22 protein-coding genes are annotated in these 24,513 nt (G+C 67.0%); 12 read left to right on the top strand and 10 right to left on the bottom strand.

All coding sequences use genetic code 11. The features are described 5' to 3' along the window. Positions 1–94: 94 nt before the first annotated feature. The 5 genes from carA (at position 95) to ABEA07_RS14745 (ending at position 6,348) form a co-directional block, all read left to right on the top strand. A complete protein-coding gene (carA, locus tag ABEA07_RS14765; RefSeq protein WP_345538750.1) occupies positions 95–1,279 on the top strand; it encodes a glutamine-hydrolyzing carbamoyl-phosphate synthase small subunit in 1,185 nt (394 codons plus the stop codon). Beyond that, positions 1,272–4,499: a carbamoyl-phosphate synthase large subunit gene (gene carB / locus ABEA07_RS14760; protein ID WP_345538749.1), complete on the top strand. Its 3,228-nt coding sequence runs from the start codon at positions 1,272–1,274 to the stop codon at positions 4,497–4,499. The genes carA and carB overlap by 8 nt, the downstream gene beginning before the upstream one ends. A 4-nt stretch (positions 4,500–4,503) precedes the next feature. Further along, positions 4,504–5,373, top strand: coding sequence for a Kdo hydroxylase KdoO (gene kdoO, locus ABEA07_RS14755; protein WP_345538748.1), 870 nt, complete (start codon positions 4,504–4,506; stop codon positions 5,371–5,373). 67 nt (positions 5,374–5,440) lie between these two features. Further along, positions 5,441–5,920, top strand: coding sequence for a transcription elongation factor GreA (greA, locus tag ABEA07_RS14750; protein WP_345538747.1), 480 nt, complete (start codon positions 5,441–5,443; stop codon positions 5,918–5,920). A gap of 11 nt (positions 5,921–5,931) precedes the next feature. Continuing rightward, the gene (locus tag ABEA07_RS14745) at positions 5,932–6,348 is read left to right on the top strand and encodes a DUF4149 domain-containing protein (protein WP_345538746.1); all 417 of its coding nucleotides are present in this window, start codon (positions 5,932–5,934) and stop codon (positions 6,346–6,348) included. A 7-nt stretch (positions 6,349–6,355) separates the two neighbouring features. On the opposite strand, the gene ABEA07_RS14740 is transcribed toward ABEA07_RS14745, so the two are convergent. Both ABEA07_RS14740 and ABEA07_RS14735 read right to left on the bottom strand, forming a co-directional pair. Further along, a complete protein-coding gene (locus ABEA07_RS14740) occupies positions 6,356–7,123 on the bottom strand; it encodes a glycosyltransferase (protein ID WP_345538744.1) in 768 nt (255 codons plus the stop codon). A gap of 4 nt (positions 7,124–7,127) precedes the next feature. Then, positions 7,128–7,607 carry a YhbY family RNA-binding protein gene (locus tag ABEA07_RS14735; RefSeq protein WP_345538742.1) on the bottom strand — a complete coding sequence of 160 codons (480 nt, stop codon included), beginning with the start codon at positions 7,605–7,607 and terminating at the stop codon, positions 7,128–7,130. A gap of 20 nt (positions 7,608–7,627) precedes the next feature. Here ABEA07_RS14735 and ABEA07_RS14730 point away from each other — a divergent pair, with 20 nt between their 5' ends. The 5 genes from ABEA07_RS14730 to ABEA07_RS14710 all read left to right on the top strand — a co-directional run bounded on the left by ABEA07_RS14730 (position 7,628) and on the right by ABEA07_RS14710 (position 13,124). Beyond that, positions 7,628–8,296, top strand: coding sequence for an RlmE family RNA methyltransferase (locus ABEA07_RS14730; RefSeq protein WP_345538741.1), 669 nt, complete (start codon positions 7,628–7,630; stop codon positions 8,294–8,296). Positions 8,297–8,462: 166 nt separating this feature from the next. Then, on the top strand, positions 8,463–10,379 hold the full coding sequence (gene ftsH, locus ABEA07_RS14725) for an ATP-dependent zinc metalloprotease FtsH (protein ID WP_345538739.1): 1,917 nt from the start codon (positions 8,463–8,465) through the stop codon (positions 10,377–10,379). Positions 10,380–10,445: 66 nt separating this feature from the next. Next, the gene (gene folP, locus ABEA07_RS14720; RefSeq protein WP_345538738.1) at positions 10,446–11,309 is read left to right on the top strand and encodes a dihydropteroate synthase; all 864 of its coding nucleotides are present in this window, start codon (positions 10,446–10,448) and stop codon (positions 11,307–11,309) included. Next, positions 11,306–12,640, top strand: a complete 1,335-nt coding sequence (gene glmM / locus ABEA07_RS14715; protein ID WP_345538737.1) for a phosphoglucosamine mutase — start codon at positions 11,306–11,308, stop codon at positions 12,638–12,640. Before folP ends, glmM begins: the two co-directional genes overlap by 4 nt. A 4-nt stretch (positions 12,641–12,644) precedes the next feature. Further along, positions 12,645–13,124 (top strand): GNAT family N-acetyltransferase, encoded by a 480-nt coding sequence (locus ABEA07_RS14710; RefSeq protein ID WP_345538735.1) that lies wholly within the window; start codon positions 12,645–12,647, stop codon positions 13,122–13,124. A gap of 63 nt (positions 13,125–13,187) precedes the next feature. Here the strand turns inward: ABEA07_RS14710 and ABEA07_RS14705 are convergent, their stop codons facing one another. From ABEA07_RS14705 to ABEA07_RS14685, 5 genes are read right to left on the bottom strand one after another with little or no spacing between them, the layout of a single operon-like run. Beyond that, positions 13,188–14,459, bottom strand: a complete 1,272-nt coding sequence (locus ABEA07_RS14705; protein ID WP_345538734.1) for an acyl-CoA dehydrogenase family protein — start codon at positions 14,457–14,459, stop codon at positions 13,188–13,190. Between the two features lie 34 nt (positions 14,460–14,493). Beyond that, positions 14,494–15,600 (bottom strand): phosphotransferase, encoded by a 1,107-nt coding sequence (locus ABEA07_RS14700; RefSeq protein ID WP_345538733.1) that lies wholly within the window; start codon positions 15,598–15,600, stop codon positions 14,494–14,496. Between the two features lie 37 nt (positions 15,601–15,637). After that, positions 15,638–16,360 carry a Crp/Fnr family transcriptional regulator gene (locus ABEA07_RS14695; RefSeq protein WP_345538732.1) on the bottom strand — a complete coding sequence of 241 codons (723 nt, stop codon included), beginning with the start codon at positions 16,358–16,360 and terminating at the stop codon, positions 15,638–15,640. A gap of 55 nt (positions 16,361–16,415) precedes the next feature. Continuing rightward, complete coding sequence (locus ABEA07_RS14690) at positions 16,416–17,195, bottom strand: oxepin-CoA hydrolase, alternative type (RefSeq protein WP_345538731.1); 780 nt, start codon at positions 17,193–17,195, stop codon at positions 16,416–16,418. A 40-nt stretch (positions 17,196–17,235) separates the two neighbouring features. Then, positions 17,236–18,756, bottom strand: a complete 1,521-nt coding sequence (locus tag ABEA07_RS14685) for a 3-hydroxyacyl-CoA dehydrogenase (RefSeq protein WP_345538730.1) — start codon at positions 18,754–18,756, stop codon at positions 17,236–17,238. Positions 18,757–18,904: 148 nt separating this feature from the next. Here ABEA07_RS14685 and ABEA07_RS14680 point away from each other — a divergent pair, with 148 nt between their 5' ends. Next, positions 18,905–21,031: a type IV pilus assembly protein FimV gene (locus tag ABEA07_RS14680; protein ID WP_345538729.1), complete on the top strand. Its 2,127-nt coding sequence runs from the start codon at positions 18,905–18,907 to the stop codon at positions 21,029–21,031. 54 nt (positions 21,032–21,085) lie between these two features. On the opposite strand, the gene ABEA07_RS14675 is transcribed toward ABEA07_RS14680, so the two are convergent. From ABEA07_RS14675 to lexA, 3 genes are all read right to left on the bottom strand, one after another. Continuing rightward, positions 21,086–22,093, bottom strand: a complete 1,008-nt coding sequence (locus ABEA07_RS14675) for a D-2-hydroxyacid dehydrogenase family protein (RefSeq protein WP_345538728.1) — start codon at positions 22,091–22,093, stop codon at positions 21,086–21,088. Positions 22,094–22,288: 195 nt separating this feature from the next. Next, a complete protein-coding gene (locus ABEA07_RS14670) occupies positions 22,289–22,624 on the bottom strand; it encodes a hypothetical protein (protein ID WP_345538727.1) in 336 nt (111 codons plus the stop codon). Positions 22,625–22,766: 142 nt separating this feature from the next. Then, positions 22,767–23,441 carry a transcriptional repressor LexA gene (lexA, locus tag ABEA07_RS14665; RefSeq protein WP_086922819.1) on the bottom strand — a complete coding sequence of 225 codons (675 nt, stop codon included), beginning with the start codon at positions 23,439–23,441 and terminating at the stop codon, positions 22,767–22,769. A 72-nt stretch (positions 23,442–23,513) separates the two neighbouring features. Here lexA and ABEA07_RS14660 point away from each other — a divergent pair, with 72 nt between their 5' ends. Next, positions 23,514–24,509 (top strand): asparaginase, encoded by a 996-nt coding sequence (locus ABEA07_RS14660; protein WP_345538723.1) that lies wholly within the window; start codon positions 23,514–23,516, stop codon positions 24,507–24,509. Positions 24,510–24,513 lie beyond the last annotated feature (4 nt).

The raw sequence follows: 24,513 nt of genomic DNA, 5'->3' as shown, positions 1-24,513 counted from the left end.
GCCCATAGCGCACGCAAGCCTACTCCTCGACGAAAGTCGCGACCCAGAGTCCTATCTTGGGTTCGCCTTGGGCGTCATCCATTCGGAGATCCCAGTGCTTTTGTCTCTCAAGGGAAATTTCCCGCCCGCCATCCTGGCGCTTGCAGACGGCACGGTCTTTCTCGGCAACTCGATCGGCGCCCACGGCGCCACCACCGGCGAAGTGGTGTTCAACACCGCCATGACCGGTTACCAGGAAATCCTGACCGACCCCAGCTACTGCCAGCAGATCGTGACGCTCACGTATCCGCACATCGGCAACTACGGCGTCAACGAGGAAGACATCGAGGCCGACAAGGTCCATGCCGCCGGCCTGATCATCAAGGACCTGCCGCTCCTGGCATCCAACTTCCGCAAGAGCGCCACGCTCACCGAGTACCTGACGCGCAACGGCACGGTGGCGATCTCCGGCATCGACACCCGCAAGCTCACCCGCCACCTGCGCACGCACGGTGCGCAGAACGGCTGCATCCTCGGCCTGGCGACTGGCGAAGCCGTCTCGCAGGCCCTGGTCGACAAGGCCGTGGCCGCTGCCAAGGCCACGCCCAGCATGTCGGGCCTGGACCTGGCCAAGGTGGTGTCGGTCAAGGAAACCTACGAATGGACCCAGACCGAATGGAAGCTGGGCCAGGGCTATGGTGTGCAGATCACGCCGCGCTTCCACGTCGTGGCCTACGACTACGGCGTCAAGAAGAACATCCTGCGCATGATCGCCCAACGCGGCGCGCGCATCACGGTGGTGCCGGCGCAGACGCCCGCGGCCGACGTGCTCAAGCTGCGTCCGGACGGCGTCTTCCTGGCCAACGGCCCCGGCGATCCGGAGCCTTGCGACTACGCGATCGCCGCCACGCGCGAGTTGATCGAAACCGGCATCCCCGTCTTTGGCATCTGCCTGGGCCACCAGATCATGGCTCTCGCCTCCGGCGCGAAGACCTTCAAGATGAAGTTCGGCCACCACGGTGCCAACCACCCTGTGAAGGACCTGGACAACGGCCGCGTGAGCATCACCAGCCAGAACCACGGCTTCGCCGTCGACGAGAAGACGCTGCCCGCCAACCTGCGCCCCACCCACATCAGCCTGTTCGACGGCACCCTGCAGGGACTGGCGCGCACCGACAAGCCCGCCTTCTGCTTCCAGGGCCATCCCGAGGCATCGCCGGGTCCGCACGACATCGGCTACCTCTTCGACCGCTTCACCGCGCTCATGCAAAGTCACAAAGAAGGGCAGAAGAATGCCTAAGCGTACCGACCTCAAGAGCATCCTCATCATCGGGGCCGGCCCGATCATCATCGGCCAGGCCTGCGAGTTCGACTACTCCGGCGTGCAGGCCTGCAAGGCGCTGCGCGAGGAGGGCTACAAGGTCATCCTGATCAACAGCAACCCCGCGACGATCATGACCGACCCGGCCACGGCCGACGTCACCTACATCGAGCCCATCACCTGGCCCACGGTCGAGAAGATCATCGCCAAGGAGCGGCCCGACGCGATCCTGCCCACCATGGGCGGCCAGACCGCGCTCAACTGCGCGCTGGACCTCTGGCGCAACGGTGTGCTCGACAAATACAAGGTCGAGCTGATCGGCGCGACGCCGGAGGCGATCGACAAGGCCGAGGACCGCCTGAAGTTCAAGGACGCCATGACCAAGATCGGTCTGGGCTCCGCGCGCTCGGGCATCGCCCACTCGCTGGACGAGGCCTGGGCGGTGCAGAAGACGGTGGGCTTCCCTGTCGTCATCCGCCCCAGCTTCACCCTGGGCGGTACCGGCGGCGGCATCGCCTACAACCCGGAAGAGTTCGAGACCATCTGCAAGCGCGGCCTGGAGGCCTCGCCCACCAACGAACTGCTGATCGAGGAATCGCTGCTCGGCTGGAAGGAATACGAGATGGAAGTGGTCCGCGACAAGGCGGACAACTGCATCATCGTCTGCTCGATCGAGAACCTCGACCCGATGGGCGTGCACACCGGCGACTCGATCACCGTCGCGCCTGCGCAGACCCTCTCGGACAAGGAATACCAGATCCTGCGCAATGCATCCCTGGCCGTGCTGCGTGAGATCGGCGTCGACACCGGCGGCTCCAACGTGCAGTTCTCGATCAACCCGAAGGACGGCCGCATGGTCGTGATCGAGATGAACCCGCGCGTCTCGCGCTCCTCGGCGCTGGCCTCGAAGGCCACGGGGTTCCCGATCGCCAAGGTGGCGGCCAAGCTGGCGGTGGGCTACACGCTCGACGAGCTGCGCAACGAGATCACCGGCGGCGCGACGCCGGCGAGCTTCGAGCCCAGCATCGACTACGTGGTGACCAAGATCCCGCGCTTCGCCTTCGAGAAGTTCCCGCAGGCCGATTCGCGCCTGACCACCCAGATGAAGTCGGTGGGCGAAGTCATGGCCATGGGCCGCACCTTCCAGGAATCCTTTCAGAAGGCCCTGCGTGGCCTGGAAGTGGGCGTGGACGGCCTCAACGAAAAGACGCAGGACCGCGAGGTGCTCGAGAAGGAACTGGGAGAGCCCGGCCCCGACCGCATCTGGTACGTGGGCGATGCCTTCGCCATGGGCCTGACGGTCGACGAGGTGCACGCGCTGACCAAGATCGACCCGTGGTTCCTGGTTCAGATCGAGGAGATCGTGAAGATCGAGCTCGAACTGGAAACCAAGTCTCTGGACGACATCGACCGCGACACGCTGCTCGCGCTCAAGAAGAAGGGCTTCTCCGACCGCCGGCTGGCCAGGCAGCTCAAGACCACCGACACCGCGATCCGCGAGAAGCGCCGCGCGCTCAACGTGCGCCCGGCCTACAAGCGCGTGGACACCTGCGCCGCCGAGTTCGCGACCCACACCGCCTACATGTACTCGACCTACGAGGACGAGTGCGAGGCCGAGCCGAGCGCCAAGAAGAAGATCATGGTGCTCGGCGGCGGCCCCAACCGCATCGGCCAGGGCATCGAGTTCGACTACTGCTGCGTGCATGCGGCGCTGGCGATGCGCGAGGACGGCTACGAGACCATCATGGTCAACTGCAACCCCGAGACCGTCTCGACCGACTACGACACCAGCGACCGGCTCTACTTCGAGCCGCTGACGCTGGAGGACGTGCTGGAGATCGTCGACAAGGAAAAACCCACCGGTGTGATCGTTCAATACGGCGGCCAGACGCCGCTGAAGCTGGCCTTGGATCTGGAGGCCAATGGCGTGCCGATCATCGGCACCAGCCCGGACATGATCGACGCCGCCGAGGACCGCGAGCGCTTCCAGAAGCTCTTGCACGACCTGCAACTGCGCCAACCCCCGAATGCCACCGCCCGCACCGAGGGCGAGGCGCTGGACAAGGCCCAGGAACTGGGCTACCCCCTGGTGGTACGTCCGAGCTACGTGCTGGGGGGGCGCGCGATGGAGATCGTGCACGAGCAGCGCGACCTGGAGCGCTACATGCGCGAGGCGGTCAAGGTCAGCAACGACTCGCCGGTGCTGCTGGATCGCTTCCTCAACGATGCCATCGAATGCGACGTGGATTGCCTGCGCGACGCCGAAGGCGCGACGCTCATCGGCGGCGTGATGGAGCACATCGAGCAGGCTGGCGTGCACTCGGGCGACTCCGCTTGCTCGCTGCCGCCCTACAGCCTCAAGCCCGAGACCGTGGCGGAACTGAAGCGCCAGAGCGCGGCCATGGCCAAGGCGCTCAACGTGGTCGGCCTGATGAACGTGCAGTTCGCGATCCAGGAGAAGGGTGGCAAGGACGTCATCTACGTGCTGGAAGTGAACCCGCGCGCCTCGCGCACCGTGCCCTACGTGAGCAAGGCCACCGGCATCCAGCTGGCCAAGGTCGCAGCGCGCTGCATGGCCGGCCAGTCGCTGGCGTCGCAGGGCGTCACCAAGGAGGTCACCCCGCCCTACTTCAGCGTGAAGGAGGCGGTGTTCCCCTTCGTCAAATTCCCCGGCGTGGACACCATCCTCGGCCCCGAGATGAAGTCCACCGGCGAGGTCATGGGCGTGGGCAAGACCTTCGGCGAGGCCTTCGTGAAGTCGCAGCTGGGCGCGGGTACGCACCTGCCGAAGTCGGGCCGCGTCTTCATCTCGGTCAAGAACAACGACAAGCCGCGCGCAGTCGAGGTCGCGCGCGGGCTGGTCGAGCTGGGCTTCGAGCTGATCGCGACCAAGGGCACCTCGGCTGCGATCAATGCCGCCGGCATTGACTGCGCCACGGTCAACAAGGTGACCGAAGGCCGCCCGCACATCGTGGACATGATCAAGAACAACGAGATTGCGCTGGTCATCAACACCGTGGAGGAACGCCGCAATGCGATCACCGATTCGCGCCAGATCCGCACCTCGGCGCTGCTGGCACGCGTGACCACCTTCACCACCATCTTCGGCGCCGAAGCGGCGGTGGAGGGCATGCGCTACATGAAGGACCTGGACGTGATCTCGGTGCAGGAAATGCACGCGCGCCTCGTGTCGGCCTGAGGCCATGGAAACGCAGCTCGTCGAACTGGACCTGGCCGACTGGAGCGCGGCCACGCCCAACGAGACGTGGATCGCCGAACTCGAGGCCGGCAAGGTGCTGTACTTCCCGAAGCTGGGCTTCGAGCTGCTACCGCAGGAGCATGAGCTTCTGGCGCCCTCGGTCCTGGCCGAGGGCGTGCGCAACATCAGCCTGGATGCCGAGGGCAGGCTCAAGGGCGCTGCCGGCGACGAGGTCCGGCAGCAGGCGGTCGGCGCGATGATCGGGCGTTTTCGCACCCAGGCTCGGCAGCTGATCCACGGCCTGTTGCCGCACTACACGCCGGCGCTGCGCCTGGCGCCCACCAGTTACCGGCCGGTGCAGGTGGAGACGCGGGTGCAGTCCTGGCGGGCCGACGACCGCCGCCTGCACGTCGACGCCTTCCCGTCGCGGCCGAACTACGGCGAGCGCATCCTCAGGGTTTTCACCAACATCAACCCGGAAGGGGCGCCGCGCGTCTGGCGTGTGGGCGAGCCCTTCGAAACGGTGGCGCGGCGCTTCCTGCCGCGTGCCAAGCCGTATTCGCGTTGGCAGGCCCGGTGCCTGCGGGCCCTGCGGGTCACCAAGTCGTTCCGCAGCGAATACGACCACCTCATGCTGCAGATGCACGACGGCATGAAGTCGGACCTCGACTACCAGAAGAATGCCCCGCAGGAGAGCGTGCCCTTTCCCGCTGGCTCGGTCTGGGTCTGCTTCTCCGACCAGACCTCGCATGCCGCGATGTCCGGCCAGTACATGCTGGAACAGACCCTGCACCTGCCCGCCGCAAGGCAATACAATCCCGATTCGAGCCCGCTCGCCATCCTGAGCCGGCTGACCGGACGCTCCCTCGTCTGATCATTTGTCCATCCATGAACCGCCGAACGGCAGCGTTCGGCGGTTTCGCTTTCTGGAGCACCAAAACATGGCCAACACCATTCCGATTACCAAGAAAGGCGCGGAGAAGCTGCGTGAGGAGCTGCAGCGCCTGAAATCCGTGGATCGTCCCGCGGTCATCACGGCCATCGCCGAGGCCCGCGCTCAGGGCGACCTCAGCGAGAACGCGGACTACGACGCCGCCAAGGAGCGCCAGGGCTGGATCGAGGGCCGCATCAAGCAGATCGAGGGCATGCTGTCCAATGCCCAGATCATCGATCCTGCCGAGCTCGACGCCGGCGGCCGCATCGTCTTCGGCTCCACCGTGGAGCTGGAAGACGAGAAGACCGGCGAGGCGCTCAAGTACCAGATCGTCGGCGAGGACGAGGCTGACCTGAAGCTGGGCCTGATCAACGTCTCCAGCCCGATCGCGCGCGCGCTGATCGGCAAGGAAGAGGGCGACACCGCGGAGGTCCAGGCTCCGGGCGGCGTCAAGCGCTACGAGATCGTCGGCGTCAGCTACCTCTGAGGCCTGGCGCGGTGAGGGATCGCATCGCGCTGCTGGTGGCGGCCCTGTGGTGGGGGAGCCTGACGACGATCGGCTTCCTGGTCGTTCCCATGCTCTTCGCCCACCTGGGCCATCCGGCCCAGGCGGGCCGGGTCGCGGCGAAGCTGTTCTCGGCCCAGAGCTGGGTGGCGCTGGCCTGCGGCCTGGCGCTGCTGACCTACTTCAGATCGAAGGTCCACGACCAGGTGGACGCCGCCTCGCGCGTGGCGATCGGCTGGATCCTGGCCGCGTTGCTGCTGGCGCTGCTGCAGGAGTACGCGGTGGCACCGCGCATCCTGGCGCGAGAGAACCTAAGGCTCTGGCATTCCCTGGGCAGCGCGATGTACTTCGGCCAGTGGCTCTGCGCGGGCGTGCTGCTCTGGCGCATGGGGCGCCGGGAGCCCGGCTGATCGCAGATCAGGCGTTCCAGAACTGGGTGATCCAGCGCGCCGGCCGGATGAAGCGGAAGCGCCGGTTGCGCCGACCCGCCAGGGCATCCGGTGGGTTGCATTCCCCGTGGAAGACCATGATGCGCGCATCCTTCGGCACGAAGGGCTCGCGCCAGTAGTTGGTGGGCCAGGCCGGAATGCCGTGGTACTTGAAGCTCGGGCACCACTCGGCCGGCCAATAGGCCAGCGTGCCCTTGCGATGCATGAAGGCCGACAGGTAGGTCTGCTCGTTGCGGTAGCGCGCCTGCACCTCGTCCATGTTCTGGCGGAAATAGGCCAGCACATCCGGATGCGCGCCCAGCTCGAAGCGGTAGACCGATGAGTTGCCGGTGATGCGGCGGCGCCGCCAGGGGCGTGCGTAGTCATGGATGATCAGGAACTCGCCCGGGTATTCGAAGAAGGCGTTCAGGCTGCCGACAATCACCACGTCGAGATCGATGAAGAGAGCTTGGCCCCGCAGGCCGTGCAGATCCGCTTCGAAGGTGGTCAGCTTCTTCCAGGCCCGGTCCGGCTGGCCCGGCGCCAGCTCCAGGTCCAGCGGTGGGATCGGAAAGCATTGCACTTCGCCGCGGATTCCCTTGGCATCGTCCGTGAGGCAGACGAAGTTGAAATCGCCGCTCAAGTGCCGGCGCACCATCGCGTAGAGGCGGTTGACGTACTCCGGGCCGTACTTGGTGCCCCATTTCATGCAGAGGATGTGGCGCTGCGGGGTCGCCACCGGGTCTTGGCTCGGCATCCGCTCAGTCCGCCTGGTGCCGCTTCTTGACGGACAAGGGCTTCTTCACCTTGGCGCGCTTGATGTTGCCCCCGGGCGTGAGCCGCTGGTTGCCCAGCACGCGCAGCGTCTTGATCTCCGGCCGCTGACCGCCGCGCTTGCTGTACTTGATCACCTTCACGTCGCGCGGACCGGGCAGGCGGTCCTCGTCGACGGCGCGCTCCTTTTCGGGGATCGGGCGCCAGAGAACGAGCAGCTTGCCGATGTGCTGGATGGGCGCGGCATCGAGCGCGTCCGCCAGTGTGTTCAGCATGGTCTCGCGCATGGCGCGGTCGTCGGAGAACACGCGGATCTTGATCAGGCCGTGCGCCTTGAGCGCGGCGTCGGCTTCCTTCGTCACGGCCGGTGTCAGCCCGTCGCCGCCGATCATCACGATCGGGTCCAGGTGGTGCGCGTCGGCGCGGTGCGCCTTGCGCTGTGCAGGTGTCAGTTGTATGGCGGGCATCCTCGTATTATCGAGCGTCGATGAAGCCCAAACCCAAGAGCGGCAAGGTCAACCGCGCATGGCTGCACGACCATGTGAACGACCCCTATGTGAAGCTCGCCAACAAGGAGGGCTACCGGGCTCGTGCCGCCTACAAGCTCAAGGAGATCGACGAGGCGCTTGGCCTGATCCGGCCGGGCCAGGTGGTGGTGGACCTGGGCTCGGCCCCGGGCGCCTGGAGCCAGTACCTGCGCCGCCGCCTGTCGCCCGGCGGCGCGGCGGCCGGTGAACTGGACGGCACCATCATCGCGCTCGACATCCTGCCGATGGAGCCGATCGAGGGCGTGATCTTCCTGCAGGGCGATTTCCGCGAGGCCGAGGTGCTGGCGCAACTGGAGCAGGCCCTGGCGGGCCGGCTGGCCGACGTGGTGGTTTCCGACATGGCACCCAATCTGTCCGGCATCGCCTCGGCCGACGCGGCCCGCGTCTCCCATCTGATCGAGCTTGCGATCGACTTCGCCCGCCACCACATGAAGCCGGAGGGCGCGCTGGTGGCGAAGCTGTTCCACGGCAGCGGCTATGCCGAACTCACGGGGCTGTTCAAGAAGAATTTTCGGGTCGTGAAACCGGTCAAGCCGAAGGCCTCGCGCGACCGGTCGGCCGAGACCTTCATGGTCGGCATCGGCCTCAAGCCGGTGGATACGAATTGATACCTGCCGCCGCGGCATTTCGCCCTGAAAACCGTGGCGGTCCTATGGCTGCTATAGGGAAATTCCGGCATTTCGCAAGTTGAAAAGCCTAAAATGGCCGCCAATTGCGTACCGTGGCGCATATTGTTTTATTCCCCATGTCACGCGCTTTCGACTGGAGCTTCGTTTGAACAATCAGTGGTTTTCCAAGGTCGCCGTCTGGCTGGTCATCGCGATGGTGTTGTTCACTGTGTTCAAGCAGTTCGACACCCGCGGCGTCGCCGGCGCCGGCAACGTCGGTTATTCCGACTTCCTGGAGGAAGTCCGCAACAACCGTATCAAGAGCGCCACCATCCAGGAAGGCCAGGGCGGCAGCGAGATCGTGGCGATCACCACCGACGATCGCAAGATCCGCACCACGGCCACCTACCTCGACCGCGGTCTGGTCGGCGACCTCATCAACAACAACGTCAAGTTCGACGTCAAGCCGCGTGAGGAAGGCTCTCTGCTCATGACGCTGCTGGTGAGTTGGGGGCCCATGCTCCTGCTGATCGGCGTCTGGGTCTACTTCATGCGCCAGATGCAGGGCGGCGGCAAGGGCGGCGCCTTCAGCTTCGGCAAGAGCAAGGCGCGCATGCTCGACGAGAACAACAACCAGGTCACCTTCGCCGACGTCGCTGGTTGCGACGAGGCCAAGGAAGAAGTCAAGGAAGTGGTCGACTTCCTGAAGGACCCGGCCAAGTTCCAGAAGCTCGGTGGCCGCATTCCGCGCGGCCTTCTCCTGGTGGGCCCGCCCGGTACCGGCAAGACGCTGCTGGCCAAGGGCATCGCCGGTGAGGCCAAGGTGCCTTTCTTCTCGATCTCCGGCTCCGACTTCGTCGAGATGTTCGTCGGTGTGGGCGCGGCCCGCGTGCGCGACATGTTCGAGAACGCCAAGAAGAACGCCCCCTGCATCATCTTCATCGATGAAATCGACGCGGTCGGCCGCCAGCGCGGTGCCGGCCTGGGTGGCGGCAACGACGAGCGCGAGCAGACACTCAATCAGATGCTGGTCGAGATGGATGGCTTCGAGACCAACCTGGGCGTGATCGTGGTCGCCGCGACCAACCGCCCCGACATCCTGGACGCTGCTTTGCTGCGCCCTGGACGTTTCGACCGCCAGGTCTACGTGACGCTGCCCGACATCCGGGGACGGGAGCAGATCCTCAACGTCCACATGCGCAAGGTCCCGCTGGGTCAGGACGTGAACCCGAGCATCATCGCCCGCGGCACGCCGGGCATGTCGGGCGCCGACCTGGCCAACCTGTGCAACGAGGCCGCGCTGATGGCCGCGCGCCGCAATGCGCGCGTGGTCGAGATGCAGGACTTCGAGAAGGCCAAGGACAAGATCTTCATGGGCCCCGAGCGCAAGAGCATGGTGATGCCCGAGGAAGAGCGCCGCAACACGGCCTACCACGAGTCCGGCCACGCCTTGATCGGCAAGCTGCTGCCCAAGTGCGACCCTGTGCACAAGGTCACCATCATCCCGCGCGGCCGCGCCCTCGGCGTGACCATGAGCCTGCCCGCGCAGGACCGCTACAGCTACGACCGCGAGTACATGCTGAACCAGATCAGCATGCTGTTCGGCGGCCGCATCGCCGAGGAAGTGTTCATGCACCAGATGACCACCGGTGCCAGCAACGACTTCGAGCGCGCCACGCAGATCGCGCGCGACATGGTCATGCGCTATGGCATGTCCGAATCGCTGGGACCGATGGTCTACGCCGAGAACGAGGGCGAGGTCTTCCTGGGCCGCTCGGTCACCAAGACCACCAACATGAGCGAGTCGACCATGCAGAAGGTCGACGCCGAGGTGCGCCGCATCATCGACGAGCAGTACGCCCTGGCGCGCCGCCTGATCGAGGAGAACAGTGACAAGATGCACGCGATGGCCAAGGCCTTGCTCGAATGGGAAACCATCGACACCGAGCAGATCGACGACATCATGGCCGGCCGCGAGCCGCGTCCGCCCAAGGACTGGACGCCGCGCACGCCTCCTTCGGGCAACGGCGGCAGCGGCGGCACTCCCGCGGTGAATCCGGACCCGGCACCCACCGCCGCCTGAGCCGATGCCGCTTTGCCAAACGACGGGGCCTCTGGCCCCGTTTCTCGTTGGAGCGGGGGCCGCCGCATGACCGCCGTCTGGCGCACTGCCCGCTTTGCCATCGACCTGGCACAGCCGCGCGTGATGGGCATCGTCAATGTCACGCCAGACTCCTTCTCCGATGGCGGCGCCCACGCGTCCACGGCGGCGGCCGTGCGCCATTGCGCGCAGTTGCTGGAAGAGGGCGCGGACATCCTCGACATCGGTGGCGAATCGACGCGGCCCGGCAGCCCGGCCGTGCCGCTGGACGAGGAACTGGACCGCGTCATCCCGGTCGTGCGCGAGGCCGTCAAGCTGAATGTGCCGGTCTCGGTCGATACCTACAAGCCCGAAGTCATGCGCGCCGTGCTGGACCTGGGCGCGGACATCATCAACGACATCTGGGCGCTGCGGCAACCGGCCGCGCGCCAGGCGGTGGCGGCTCATCCCTCCTGCGGCATCTGCCTGATGCACATGCACCGCGACCCACAGACCATGCAGACCGCGCCGATGGAGGGCGATGTGGTGTCGGTGGTGCGCGATTTCCTCGCCGAGCAGGCGTGCGCGCTGCAGGCGCTGGGTGTCGCGCCCGAGCGCATCACGCTCGATCCGGGCATCGGCTTCGGCAAGACGGTGAGGCAGAATTTCGCCTTGCTCGCACGCCAGCGCGATCTTCTCGGCGTGGGCCTGCCGCTCCTGATCGGGTGGTCGCGCAAGTCCTCGATCGGCGCCGTCACCGGCATCGAGGCGGCCTCCGAGCGCGTGGTGCCCAGCGTGGCGGCTGCGTTGCTCGCGGTGGAGCGCGGCGCTGCCATCGTGCGTGTGCATGACGTGCGCGAGACCGTGGCGGCCTTCGCCGTGCGGCGGGCCATGATTTCCTCGCAAGAACAGGGACAGGAGGTCCAACCATGACAAGAAAGTACTTCGGCACCGACGGCATCCGCGGCACGGTCGGCCGGGCACCCATCACCCCCGACTTCGTGCTGCGCCTTGCGCATGCAGTGGGCCGCGTGCTCAAGAAGTCGGAGTCGCGTCCGGCCGTGCTGATCGGCAAGGACACGCGCATCTCGGGCTACATGCTGGAGTCGGCGCTCGAATCGGGCTTCAACTCCGCCGGCGTCGACGTGGTGCTGCTGGGGCCGCTGCCCACGCCTGGCGTGGCCTATCTCACGCGCGCGCAGCGTGCCAGCCTGGGCGTGGTGATCAGCGCCAGCCACAATGCCTTCCCGGACAATGGCATCAAGTTCTTCAGCGCCCAGGGCACCAAGCTCAGCGACGAATGGGAGTTGGCCGTCGAAGCCGCGCTGGAAGAAGCGCCGTCCTGGGCCGACTCGGCCCAGCTCGGCAAGGCACGCCGCCTCAACGACGCGCCGGGCCGCTATATCGAGTTCTGCAAGAGCACCTTCGCCAATGATCTGACGCTGCGCGGCCTCAAGCTGGTGGTCGATGGCGCGCATGGTGCGGCGTACCAGGTCGCGCCGCAGGTGTTCCACGAACTGGGTGCGGACGTGAGCAGCATCGGCTGCGCGCCCGATGGCCTGAACATCAACAAGGACGTGGGTGCGACCCACCCCCGGGCGCTGATCGACACGGTGAAAGCCCAGGGCGCGCACTACGGCATCGCGCTCGACGGCGATGCCGACCGGCTGCAACTGGTGGATGGCAGCGGCCGCCTCTTCAACGGCGACGAGCTGCTTTACCTGATGGCGATGGAGCGCATCTCGCGGGGCGAGAAGGTGGCGGGCGTGGTGGGCACGCTGATGACCAACAAGGCGGTGGAAATGGCGCTGCGCGCCCAGGGCATCGAGTTCGTGCGCGCGCGCGTCGGTGACCGCTACGTTCTCGAGGAACTCGAAAAGCGCCGCTGGCTCCTTGGCGGTGAGGGTTCGGGGCATCTGCTGGCGCTGGACCGCCACACCACCGGTGACGGCATCGTCAGCGCGCTGCAGGTGCTTCAGGCTTGCCAGCGCAGCGGCAAGACCGTCGGCGAGCTGCTGTCGGACCTCCGGCTGTTCCCGCAGACGCTGATCAACGTGCGCCTGGCGCCCGGCCAGGACTGGCAGGCCAACAGGGCGCTGGCGACCGAGATCGAGCGCACTGAAGCCGAGCTGGGCGATGCCGGCCGCGTGCTGATCCGCGCCAGCGGCACCGAGCCGCTGCTGCGCGTGATGGTCGAGGCCAGGGACGCGGCCCAGGCCGAGGCCTGCGCGAAGCGCCTGGTCGCCGCCGTCGAGGCCGGCTGACGCGATGGTCAAAGTCCTCCTGGCCGACTATCGCGACCCGGTCCACGCCGAGGCGGTGGTGGGCCTGCTCGACAGCTATGCACGCGACCCGGCGGGCGGCGGCACGCCGCTCGCGCCGGAGGTGCTGGCCGAGCTGCCCGCGGCGCTGGCAGCACGGCCTCAGGCCTTCAGCGTGCTGGCCTATGACGGCGACCAGGCTGTCGGCCTGGTCAACTGCATCGAAGGCTTTTCCACCTTCGCCTGCAGGCCGCTGGTGAACGTGCACGACGTGGTCGTGCTGCCCAGCCATCGCGGGCAGCGCGTTGCCCAGCGCATGTTCGCGCGCGTCGAGGCGGAAGCCCGGGCGCGCGGCGCCTGCAAGCTCACGCTAGAAGTGCTCTCAGGCAACCGCAGCGCGTTGCGTGCCTACGAGCGGGAGGGCTTCGCCGGCTACCAGCTCGATCCGGCCTTCGGCCAGGCCTTGTTTCTCCAGAAAAAGCTGTAGGCCCCAGAAAAAAGACCGCCGGCGCCTGGGGCGCGGCGGCGGTCCTGCGGCGCCGGCGGCCGGTCAGAAGCGGGTGACGGGCATGGCGTCGTCCACCTTCGCAGCGCCGTACTTGCCCAGTTCCCACTTGGCGATGGCATTGCGGTGCACCTCGTCCGGGCCGTCCGCGAAGCGCAGCGTCCGCGCGCCGGCATAGGCGTAGGCGAGTGGGAAGTCGTCGCACATGCCACCGCCGCCGTGCGCCTGCATGGCCCAGTCGATCACCTGGCAAGCCATGTTGGGCGCCACCACCTTGATCATCGCGATCTCGGTCTTGGCCACCTTGTTGCCGGCCACATCCATCAGCCAGGCGGCCTTGAGCGTAAGCAGGCGCGCCATGTCGATCTTGCAGCGGGCCTCGGCGATGCGTTCCTGCGTCACGGTCTGCGAAGCCACGGTCTTGCCGAAGGCCACGCGCGAGGAGGCGCGCCGGCACATCAGCTCGAGTGCGCGCTCGGCCAGGCCGATCAGGCGCATGCAGTGATGAATGCGTCCCGGGCCCAGGCGACCTTGCGCGATTTCGAAGCCACGGCCTTCGCCCAGCAGGATGTTGCCGGCCGGCACGCGCACGTTCTCGAAGTACATCTCGACGTGGCCGTGCGGCGCGTCGTCGTAGCCCATCACGTTGAGCGGCCGCACGATGCGGATGCCCTTGGCATCGGCCGGCACGACGATCATGCTCTGCTGCGAATGCTTCGGTGCGTCGGGGTCGGTCTTGCCCATGGTGATGAAGACCTTGCAGCGCGGATCGGCCGCGCCTGAGATCCACCACTTGTGGCCGTTGATGACGTACTCGTCGCCCTGGCGTTCGATGCGGGTCGAGATGTTGGTCGCGTCGCTCGAGGCGACCTCGGGCTCGGTCATCGCGAAGGCCGAGCGGATCTCGCCTTCCAGCAGCGGCTTGAGCCAGCGCGCCTTGATTTCGTCGGAGCCGTAGCGGGCGATGGTCTCCATGTTGCCGGTGTCCGGTGCCGAGCAGTTGAACACCTCGGGAGCCCATGGCACGCGGCCCATGAGTTCGGCCAGCGGCGCGTATTCCTGGTTGGTGAGGCCGGCACCCTTGTAGCCCGAGACCTCGGCACTGTCGACCGGCAGGAACAGGTTCCACAGGCCCTGGCTCTTGGCCTTCTGCTTGAGCTTCTCGATGGTCTGCAGCGGGGTCCAGCGTTTGCCGGCGGCGGTGTTCGCCGCCAGTTCGGCCGCGTATTCAGCCTCGGCGGGGTAGATGTGGGCTTCCATGAACGCGCTGACGCGCGCCTGCAAGTCCTTGGTCTTGGCCGAATAGTCGAAATCCATGGGTGTCTCCGGTGGGAAAAGGGGTAGGACGCCGTCAGGCGCGTTGGGCGAACTGCCAGGCCATCGCGGCCATCGGCCGTGCGCCGCGGGCGGAGGCCACGGCCTGCTCGCTGGAGGCGGTGCCCGCCTCGACGCGCTTGGCGATGCCCTGCAGGATCGCGGCCATGCGGAACAGGTTGTAGGCCTGGTAAAAGTTCCAGTCGGGCGCCAGCGCCTCGGGCGTGCTGATGCCGGTGCGTGCGCAATAGCGGCGGATGTATTCGGCTTCGGTGGGAATGCCCAGTGCCGCTACGTCCAAGCCGCCGATGCCGCGGCCGGTGCTGGGCGGCATGTGCCACGACATGCAGTGGTAGCTGAAGTCGGCCAGCGGATGGCCCAGCGTCGACAGCTCCCAGTCGAGCACCGCGATGATGCGTGGTTCGGAGGCATGGAACATCACGTTGTCCAGGCGGTAGTCGCCATGCACGATCGAGACCTTGCTCTCGTCGCGTGCGCTCGCGGGCATGTGCGCGGGCAGCCAGTCGATCAGGCGCTCCATTTCGTCGATCGGCTGCGACAGCTCGCCGGCGCCGTCGGTCGAGGCCTTGTACTGCTTGCTCCAGCGCCCGATCTGGCGCTCGAAGTAGTTGCCGGGCTTGCCGTAGTCGGCCAGGCCGCGCTCGGCGAACTTGACCGTGTGCAGCGCGGCGATGACGCGGTTCATCTCGTCGTAGATGGCATCGCGCTGCGCGTTGCTCATGCCGGGCAGGGACTGGTCCCAGAGCACCCGGCCGTCCATGAACTCCATGAGGTAGAAGGCGCGGCCGATGACGCTCTCGTCTTCGCACAGGCACAGCATCTTCGGCACCGGCACGTCGGTCCCGGCCAATCCGCGCATGACCTTGAACTCGCGCTCGATCGCATGCGCGGAGGGCAGCAGCTTCGCGACCGGCCCGGGCTTGGCGCGCATCACGTACGTCCGGCCGGGCGTCAGCAGCTTGTAGGTGGGGTTGGACTGCCCACCCTTGAACATCTCGACCGTGAGCGGACCCTTGAACCCGTCGAGGTTCTTTTCGAGCCACGCGGTCAGCGCATCGACGTCGAAGAGATGTTGCTGGGATACGGCGCGGGTGCCGACGAAGCTGTCGAAGTCCTGGGTCATGTCTCTGCGGTCTCTGCAGTCTGCGCGCTGCGTTGGGCTATTGTTCGTCGGCTTCCGAGATGCGCATCAGCGCGGCGCGGTCCAGCACCACCAGCCCACCGGGCTCGATGCGGATCACGTCCTCGCGCTCCATGGCCTTGAGCTCCTGGTTGACGCGCTGACGGGAGGCGCCCAGCAACTGGGCCAGTTCCTCCTGCGCAAGATGCAGGCCGATGCGCATCTGGCTGCCGTCCGCCAGGTTCGGCACGCCGTAGCTGCGCACCAGGTGGACCAACTGCTTGGCCAGGCGGGCCCGCAGGGGCAGGGTGTTGAGATCTTCCACCAGCCCGAAGAGCTGGCGCAGCCGCCGCGCCTGCAAGCGCATCAACGCTTCGTAGAGCTCGACGTGCGTGGCCAGGATCTTCTGGAAATCCGCCCGCGCCACGCAGACGATCGTGGTGTCGCCATGCGCATAGGCGTCGTGCGTGCGCCGGTCCCCGTCGAACATCGCGATATCGCCGAACCAGATCCCGGGCTCCACGTAGGTCAGTGTCACCTGCTTGCCCGACACTGCGGTCGAACTCACCCGCACCGCGCCCTTGGCACAGGCGATCCACTGCTCGGGCGGGTCGCCGCGAGCCGCGATCAGGTCGCCGTCCTTGAAGCGCTTGACGAAGGTGCATCGAAGAATGTCGTGACGCAGAGAAGGTGAGAGTGAAGAGAACCAACGACCACCATTGATCGCTTCTCGTTCTTCGATGGTAAGAATGGGCTCGTCCATGGACTGTCCTGTGCGTGACTGAAATGTCCGGGCATGTCGCCCGAGCGACGCGGCGCTACTCGAAGCGCGGCTTTTCCTTGGACAGAAAAGCGTTGATGCCGATGCCGGCGTTGGGATGGTGCAGGTTGCGCACGAAGTGGTCCCGTTCCTGCGAGAGCTGCGCGCTGAGGGTGGCACCCCGGCCGTCGCTCAGCAGCTCCTTGATGCTGGCCAGCGAGTTGGGCGCGCGTTCGCCCAGGCGCTCGGCCAGTGCGAGCGCGGCCGCCAGGGCCTGCCCGTTCTCGGTGAGCTCGTTGATCACGCCGAGGGCGTGCAGCCGTGCGGCCTCGATGCGCCCGCCCAGCATCAGCCATTCGGTCGCGATCTGGCGCGGCAGCATCTGCGCCAGGTGCCAGCTCAGCCCGCCGTCCGGCGACAGCGCGACGCTGCTGTAGGAGGCCGCGAACACCGCGTCGCGGGCCGCGACGATCATGTCGCAGGCCATGGCGAGGGAGAACCCGGCACCGGCCGCGGCACCCTCGACCGCCGCGATCACCGGTTTGGGGAAGGTGCGGATCGAATCGATCCAGTTGTGCAGCGCGTCGATGCTCTGGGCCTGCACCGCAGGCTCGCGCTCGCGGTTGCCAAGCAGGCGTTGCAGGGAGCCCCCGGCACAGAACCAGGTGCCTTCGCCCACCAGCACCACGCTGCGGATCTCGCTGTTGTTCTCGGCGCCGTTGAGCGCCTCGACGCCTGCGGCGTACATCTCGGGCCCGAGCGCGTTGCGCTGCGAGGGATTGGACAGGGTCAGCACCATGGTGCTGCCCTCGGTCGTGCTCTTGAGTTCTGCGGTCATCGGATCGGCTCTTTTCGTCCTTGCCTCTGTCGAGGTGTGTCTACTCTTCGGGATGGGTCAGGCTCAAGCCCAGCGCGCCGCGGCGGCGCAACCAGGGACTGGGGCGGTAACGCGGGTCGCCGTAGACGGTCTGCATGTTGAACAGCACTTCCAGGACGTTGGTCGGTCCGTACAGGTCGCCCATCGCCAGCGGCCCCTGCGGATAGCCCAGGCCCAGCTTGACCGCGAGGTCGAGGTCGGCCGGGGTGCAGACCCGCTGCTGGCACATGTCGGCCGCGATGTTCACGATGGTGCCGATCACCCGCTGCGTGACGAAGCCGGCGCTGTCGCGGATCACGCTGACGGCCTTGCCGTCGCGCGCGAACAGCGCGTGGGCGGCATCGCGCATGTCCGGTCGCGTGGCCGGGTTGGTCGCCAGTACGCGGCGCTTGGTGGCGGCGTCATCCACCATCAGGTCGATGCCGACCGTGCGCGTCGCGTCCAGCCGGTCGACAGCGGCGACGGTGGTGACGTCGAAGCCCAGCGGCGCGACCAGGATCAGGGCCGCGGAGGAGGGCGTCGCACCGCTTTCGAGCTGAGCCCCCAGTGCATGCACGAGCCGCAGCAGTTCCGGCCGCCGCGCGGCCCGGGGCGAGATCCAGACCGAGGGATGGCCCTCGATCACCGGTGCGGACGGCTCCGGGGCTATCTGGGGGGCGCCGTCGACATAGCGGTAAAAGCCTTCGCCCGTCTTGCGCCCAAGCGCTCCGGCGGCAAGCCGCTGCGCCGTGATCACGCTCGGCCGGTAGCGCGGCTCGTCGTAGTACTGGCGGTAGATCGACTCCATCACCGGGTGGGAGACGTCGAGCGCCGTCAGGTCCAGCAATTCGAAAGGTCCGAGGCGGAAACCGGCCTGGTCCTTGAGGATCCGGTCGATGGTGGCGAAGTCGGCCACGCCTTCGCCGGCGACGCGCAGGGCCTCGGTGCCATAGCCACGGCCCGCATGGTTGACGATGAAGCCGGGCGTATCCTTGGCCTGCACGGCGGCATGGCCCATCTCGGTCGCAAAGCTGGCGAGCCGGCGGCAGATCTCGGCGTCGGTTTTGAAGCCCGCCACCACCTCGACCACCTTCATCAACGGGACCGGGTTGAAGAAATGGAAGCCGGCCATCCGCTCCGGCTTCGCCATGGCGGCGCCGATGGCGGTGACCGAGAGCGAGGAGGTGTTGGTCGCGAGAACGGCAGAGGGCGCCACCACTGCCTCGAGATCGCGGAACAGCTTGCGCTTGACCTCGATGTCTTCCACGACCGCCTCGACAACGAGGTCGCAACCCGCCAGCGCCCGCATGGAGTCGGCAACGTGGAGGCGACCTGACAGAATCTCGCAGCGCGCCTCGTCCAGCTTGCCCCTCTCCAGCAATTTGCGCCATTGCGCGAGGATGGCATCGCGGCCGCGGGCGGCCGCTCCTTCGAAGGCGTCGAGCAGGAAGACCTCGCTCCCCGCCTGCGCCGCGATCTGAGCGATTCCGCGCCCCATGGCGCCTGCACCGACGATCCCTACATTGGAAAACTGCACAGTCATTTGATAATTGTCCCTCGGTGAAAAAGGCACGCTTTCGGGCATGCCAGAATATGTCTACTTTCGAATACTCATCTCGTTAGTCATTTTGCAACTACCACGTTTGGCTGCGGCCCTGTTCTTTATCGGGTTCGCGATTGAATCGTCTGCCTTGACCATCGGGCGCCCGCAGGGTGCCGTCTGGATCGGCAAGCCGCTGGACGTGGTGATCCCGCTTGCACTGGACGCCGCCGAGGCCGGTGGCTCGCTGTGCCTCGAGGCCGAGGTCGTGCAGGGCGAGGTCCCGATGCCGAACGGCAGCCTGAGGGTCTCGCTCGAGCCCGGGGCCAACCCGGCCAATTCGCGGATTCGCATCCGGTCCTCCGCCAGTGTCGACGAGCCGGTGGTCAACGTGAGCGTGCGTGCCGGTTGCGAGATGCGCCTGACGCGCAGCTACGTCTTGCTGGCAGATGTGCCAGCGCAGTCCTCCCTGCCGATCATTGCGCAGGCGCAGGCCCCTGCGGCTGTGCGTGCGCCGCAAGGCAGAACCGCAGGTTCGGCAGCCTCAGGTTCGGGCGCTTCGTTCGACGGCGAAGGCGGCGCGCCGGTCCGGCGGCAGGCGGCGCCCGTGCCGCGCGCATCGGCGCAGGATGCCGAATCCGCGCCGCCGCGGCGCAGCGCTGCACCGGCACCTGCGCCCCGAAGTCCGGTGCAATCGCCGGCTGCGCGCGCCAGCACACCGCGCACGCCGGCACCACAGACTGCCGCCCCCGCGCCGCCTCGTCGCGAGACGGCGGCCGGTGCTCCCCGCCTTCAACTCGAGGCGCTGGAGCCCGCGCCTGTGGCCCAGCCTGGCCTCAAGACGACGACGCAATTGGCCATGCCCGCGACGGAGGACCCGGCCCGCCGCGCCGCTGCCGCAGCGGACTGGCGCGCGCTCGGTGGCGAAGCCGGCGCGGCACCGCGCGAATCCCAGGTCGAGAGCGAGCGGATCAAGGCCCTCGAGGCGACGCTGGCCACCCTGCGCGAACAGACGGCACAGAACCAGCGCGTCCTCCTGGAATTGCGCACCGAACTCGCCCAGGCGCGGGAAAGCCGCTACAGCAACCCGCTGGTCTACGCGCTGATCGGCTTGCTGCTGCTCGCGCTGATCGCGATTCTGATGCTGTGGCGCCTGGCCGCCCGGCGCGCCGAGCCGGCCTGGTGGCGGGAACCCGCGGCCGCGAGCGAAGAAGGGCCGACCCGTCCCGACAGCTTCGGCGAACTCGATAACGACCTGGCCGGAAAGGCCGGCCGCGGCAGCAGTGCGAACGCCACCAACTTCGGCACCAGCACTTTCGCCGGCCTGGTGGCCGAAGAGGAGGAAGACGAAGAAGAGGCCGTGCCTCCGCCTGCGCGCACGCCCGATGGCATACCCGTGCGGCCGGTGAACACCGAAGAGCTTTACGACGTCCAGCAGCAGTCCGACTTCTTCCTCTCGCTGGGCCAGCATGACCAGGCGATCGCCGTCTTGCGCGAGCACATCGCCAGCAACCCCGGTACCAGCGCGCTGGCCTACCTGGACTTGCTGCGCATCTACCATTCGCTGGACCGCAGGGAAGACTACGCGCGCCTGTCGGAGGAGTTCGAGCGCGCCTTCAATGCCGCCGTGCCGGCCTTCGACGAGTTCAATCAGACGGGCAAGGGCCTGGAACATTACCGCAGCGCCCTGGCACGCATCGAGGCGCAATGGCCGGCGCCCGGCACCCTGGCATTGATCGAGGAACTGATCTTCCGCAAGCCGGGCATGCACGAGGACGAGCCCTTCGACCTGGCCGCCTACCAGGAACTGCTCCTGCTCTATTCAGTGGCCAAGGAAGTGATCGACCCGGACAGCACTGCACCTGCGCCGGTCACGCCGCAGTCCTTCGTCGACACCTTCGGGCACGACCAGATGCCGACGGCCCCCGCGCCGATCGAGCCCGAGCGCCCGCCCGAGCCCATTGACGCCGGGCCGACACTGCCACCATCGCTCTATGGCGTCATCGACGAAACGCTGGACCACGAGACCGTTCTGTCGCCCGAACTGCCGGCCTCGGCACCGGCCGATGTGCCGGGCCGCGACTCGGTTCACGTACAGCCCGACATCAACCTCGACCTGGAAGACTTCGACCGGACGGCCTTCGAGACCATGCGAGCGCCAATCGAGACACCCAAGCCGCCGCCGCCACCCTCGGCCGATCCGCACGTGATCGATTTCGAACTCTTCGACCCGCAGACCGAGGCCGAGATCGCACCGAAGCCGGTCAAGAAGCGCTGAACATCGGGAAATTGCCGGCCGGCAACACACTGGGGCCGGGCAGGCCGCGGCGCTTCAACGCCGCACCTGCAACGCGCCGGGATTGACGATGTTGGTCGGATTGCCCTTGATGAAGCTCACCACATTGTCGAAGGCCTGCCCGAAGTACATCTCGTAGCTGTCCTGCTCGACATAGCCGATATGCGGCGTGCAGATGCAGTTCTCCAGCCGCAGCAGCGCGTGGCCCTGCAGGGGCGGCTCGCTCTCGAACACGTCGATGGCCGCCAAGCCGGGTCGGCCGCGATTGAGTGCGGCGAGTAGCGCATCCTGCTCGACCAGCTCGGCGCGCGAGGTGTTGACGAAGAGCGCGGAGGGCTTCATGCGGGACAGGTCCTCGAGCGTCACGAGGCCGCGGGTTTCGTCGGTCAGCCGCAGATGGACGGAGAGCACGTCGGCCGCGGTGAAGAAGGCTTCGCGATTGGGCGCCACCTGGAAGCCGTCGGACCGCGCGCGGGCACAGCTTTCCTCGCGACCCCAGATCACGACCTGCATGCCGAAGGCCTGCCCGTAGCGCGCCACCAGCTGGCCGATGCGGCCATAGCCCCAAATGCAGAGCGTCTTGCCCTTGAGCACCGAGCCGAGGCCGAAGTTGGGCGGCATCGAGGCCGATTTGAGGCCCGATTGCTGCCAGGCGCCGTGCTTGAGATTGCTGATGTACTGCGGCAGCCGACGCATGGCCGCCATGATCAGCGCCCAGGTCAGCTCGGCGGGCGCGAGCGGCGAGCCGGTGCCTTCGGCGACTGCCACGCCGTACTCGGTACAGGCATTGATGTCGATGTGCTGCCCGGCGCGGCCGGTCTGCGAGATGAGCTTGAGTCTGGGCAGTTTCTCGATCAACTGGCGAGTGATCTGGGTGCGCTCGCGGATCAGCACGATCACGTCGGCGTCCTTGAGTCGAACGGACAGTTGCCCGATCCCCTTCACGGTGTTGGTATAGACCTTGGCCGCATACGCATCGAGTTTGGATGCGCAGCGCAGTTTGCGCACTGCATCCTGGTAGTCGTCGAGGATCACGATGTTCATGGCGTGCCATTGTGCCTCGCACCATCCATGAGCCTGCGCCTGGCAGCCAGAGCCGCAGGATGCCCGTGGGTTAACTCAACACGCCGAGTGGGCTGCGCGGGCCAAGTGAACGGCGCGTGCAGCGCGTACAGCGCGTACAGCGCGTGCCGCGTGGGCCGCGTGGGCCGCGAGCGGACGGTTGGGCTGGACGCAGGCTCAATGCAGCCGGCCGGCGCTCGGGCTCGTGCCCGCGGCCTCCAGGGCCACGAGACGGTCCAGCTCGGCGCAGACATCCGCCATACGGCCGGAGATCAGGACCCGCCCCGTGCCTTGGCCGCTGGGCTGGGCGTCGACCGTGCGAACCACGCGCAGGGTGCGAGGCGCAGTGGCCTGGCGAGAGGCTACCGGCGCGCCCGGCCGCACCGCGCAACTGGGCCGGATGCCCACGTAGCGGAGCACCGACTTGCGCGCGCGGCGCGGCTTCATCCAGCGGGTGGCCAGCGATTGCAGTGGCACGAACAGGTCGGCGAAGCTGAGCAGAGCGATTCCCATGTGAACTCCATGTAGTCAGGGATTGAACACAGGCAGGATTGCTAAATGACGGCCACGGCAGGGTGATGGCCCTTCGGCCATACGCCCGCCACCTGTCGCGGCCGTGGCTGCAAGGTGCAGGGTGCACCTCGCCATTTCGGTGCTACATCAGCATCGTGTTGCGGATCAAGCCCACGGCCAGGCCTTCAATCTCGAAAGGCTCGCCGGGCTGGACGATGATGGTGGGGTAATCGGGGTTCTCGGCGTGAAGCTCGATGACCTGCTTGTTGCGCTTGAGGCGCTTGACCGTGACCTCGTCGCCCAGGCGGGCCACGATGATCTGCCCGTTTCGCGCCTCCTTGGTGGCCTGCACGGCGAGCAGGTCGCCATCCATGATGCCGGCGTCGCGCATGGACATGCCGCGTACTTTGAGCAGATAGTCGGGCTGGCGCTGGAAGAGCGTGTTCTCGACGTAGTAGGTCTGATCGACATGTTCCTGCGCCAGGATCGGCGAGCCGGCAGCGACGCGGCCGATGAGCGGCAGCGCGAGCTGGGCCATGCCTGGCAGCGAGAGCGAGTACTGGTTGTTGCGCGATTCGTTCAGCGAGCGCAGCGCATCGCCCTTGAGGCGGATGCCGCGAGAGGTGCCGCTCACCAGCTCGATCACGCCCTTGCGGGCCAGCGCCTGGAGATGCTCTTCGGCGGCGTTGGCAGACTTGAAGCCCAACTCCGCCGCGATTTCGGCACGCGTGGGCGGTGCGCCGGTACGGGCGATGGCGCTTTGGATCAGGTCCAGAATCTGTTGCTGGCGGGCGGTAAGCTTGGCGGCGAACTGCATGGGGGCTCCTGCGATACTGGTTGAACATCCAGTATCTGTATTTTTAACCAGTTTTCGGGACTTTGGCAAGCGATGGCAGATTCGACGAGAGAAAGCAAACGCCGCGTGATCGTCCTGGGCACGGGCGGCACGATCGCCGGCCGCGCGGCGTCGGCGAGAGACAACATCGGGTACACCGCCGGCCAGGTCGGCGTGACCGAGTTGCTGGAGGGCATCGAGGCACCGCCGGGTGCGGCGGTCCAGACCGAGCAGGTGGCGCAGGTCGACAGCAAGGACATGAGCTTCCCGATCTGGCGCCGGCTGGCCGAACGCTGCGCCCATTGGCTGGCTGAGCCCGACGTGGCAGGGCTGGTGATTACCCACGGCACCGACACGCTGGAAGAAACCGCGTTCTTCCTGCAATCGGTGCTGGCGCCCGCCAAGCCCGTCGTCGTGACCTGCGCGATGCGGCCCGCAACCGCGCTGACGCCGGATGGACCGCAGAACGTGCGGGACGCGATGGCCGTCGCCCTCAGCCCCGAGGCACGGGGCGTGACGGTGGTCTGCGCTGGACAAGTCCACAGTGCCTTCGACGTGCAGAAGATTCACACCTATCGAATCGATGCCTTTTCTTCTGGCGATGCCGGGCCGGTGGCGTACGTGGAGGAGGGCGTGTTGCGCGCACTTCGCCCCTGGCCCTTCTCGCCGCCTGATCCGGCACGGCAAGCCTTCGAACGAATGGCACGTGCGGCGCGCTGGCCGCGCGTGGAGATCCTGCTGAGCCACGCGGAGGCGGGCGGCGGCGTCATCCGCGCACTGGTCGCTCAGCGGGCGGCTGGCGATGAAGACGCCGTGCAGGGCCTGGTCCTTGCGGCGACCGGCAACGGCACGCTCCACGAGGCGCTGGAAGCGGCAGCCTTGCAGGCGCAGGGCGCGGGGATCATGGTGGTGCGGGCCACCCGCTGCATGCAGGGTCGTATCCTTCCGACGCCGGGCGCGGCGCTTCGCGATGCAGGCGGGCTGACGCCGGTCAAGGCGCGCATCGCCCTGATACTGGAACTGATGGCTTCCGGGGTCGGCACTTCCTGAGCGG

Origin of the sequence: Variovorax defluvii (genome assembly GCF_039541515.1) — a bacterium.
In the GTDB taxonomy this organism is placed as follows: Bacteria; Pseudomonadota; Gammaproteobacteria; order Burkholderiales; family Burkholderiaceae_C; genus Variovorax; species Variovorax defluvii.
Note: the sequence above shows the minus strand (reverse complement) of the source record. Positions and strands in the feature narration are given on the sequence as shown.

Bases quoted from the DNA above. Each gene is read 5' to 3' on its own strand.
- carB (WP_345538749.1), top strand. From the start codon at position 1,272: ATGCCTAAGCGTACCGACCTCAAGAGCATCCTCATCATCGGGGCCGGC.
- kdoO (WP_345538748.1), top strand. From the start codon at position 4,504: ATGGAAACGCAGCTCGTCGAACTGGACCTGGCCGACTGGAGCGCGGCC.
- greA (WP_345538747.1), top strand. From the start codon at position 5,441: ATGGCCAACACCATTCCGATTACCAAGAAAGGCGCGGAGAAGCTGCGT.
- ABEA07_RS14740 (WP_345538744.1), bottom strand. From the start codon at position 7,123: ATGCCGAGCCAAGACCCGGTGGCGACCCCGCAGCGCCACATCCTCTGC.
- ABEA07_RS14735 (WP_345538742.1), bottom strand. From the start codon at position 7,607: ATGCCCGCCATACAACTGACACCTGCACAGCGCAAGGCGCACCGCGCC.
- ABEA07_RS14730 (WP_345538741.1), top strand. From the start codon at position 7,628: ATGAAGCCCAAACCCAAGAGCGGCAAGGTCAACCGCGCATGGCTGCAC.
- folP (WP_345538738.1), top strand. From the start codon at position 10,446: ATGACCGCCGTCTGGCGCACTGCCCGCTTTGCCATCGACCTGGCACAG.
- glmM (WP_345538737.1), top strand. From the start codon at position 11,306: ATGACAAGAAAGTACTTCGGCACCGACGGCATCCGCGGCACGGTCGGC.
- ABEA07_RS14710 (WP_345538735.1), top strand. From the start codon at position 12,645: ATGGTCAAAGTCCTCCTGGCCGACTATCGCGACCCGGTCCACGCCGAG.
- ABEA07_RS14705 (WP_345538734.1), bottom strand. From the start codon at position 14,459: ATGGATTTCGACTATTCGGCCAAGACCAAGGACTTGCAGGCGCGCGTC.
- ABEA07_RS14700 (WP_345538733.1), bottom strand. From the start codon at position 15,600: ATGACCCAGGACTTCGACAGCTTCGTCGGCACCCGCGCCGTATCCCAG.
- ABEA07_RS14695 (WP_345538732.1), bottom strand. From the start codon at position 16,360: ATGGACGAGCCCATTCTTACCATCGAAGAACGAGAAGCGATCAATGGT.
- ABEA07_RS14690 (WP_345538731.1), bottom strand. From the start codon at position 17,195: ATGACCGCAGAACTCAAGAGCACGACCGAGGGCAGCACCATGGTGCTG.
- ABEA07_RS14685 (WP_345538730.1), bottom strand. From the start codon at position 18,756: ATGACTGTGCAGTTTTCCAATGTAGGGATCGTCGGTGCAGGCGCCATG.
- ABEA07_RS14675 (WP_345538728.1), bottom strand. From the start codon at position 22,093: ATGAACATCGTGATCCTCGACGACTACCAGGATGCAGTGCGCAAACTG.
- ABEA07_RS14670 (WP_345538727.1), bottom strand. From the start codon at position 22,624: ATGGGAATCGCTCTGCTCAGCTTCGCCGACCTGTTCGTGCCACTGCAA.
- lexA (WP_086922819.1), bottom strand. From the start codon at position 23,441: ATGCAGTTCGCCGCCAAGCTTACCGCCCGCCAGCAACAGATTCTGGAC.
- ABEA07_RS14660 (WP_345538723.1), top strand. From the start codon at position 23,514: ATGGCAGATTCGACGAGAGAAAGCAAACGCCGCGTGATCGTCCTGGGC.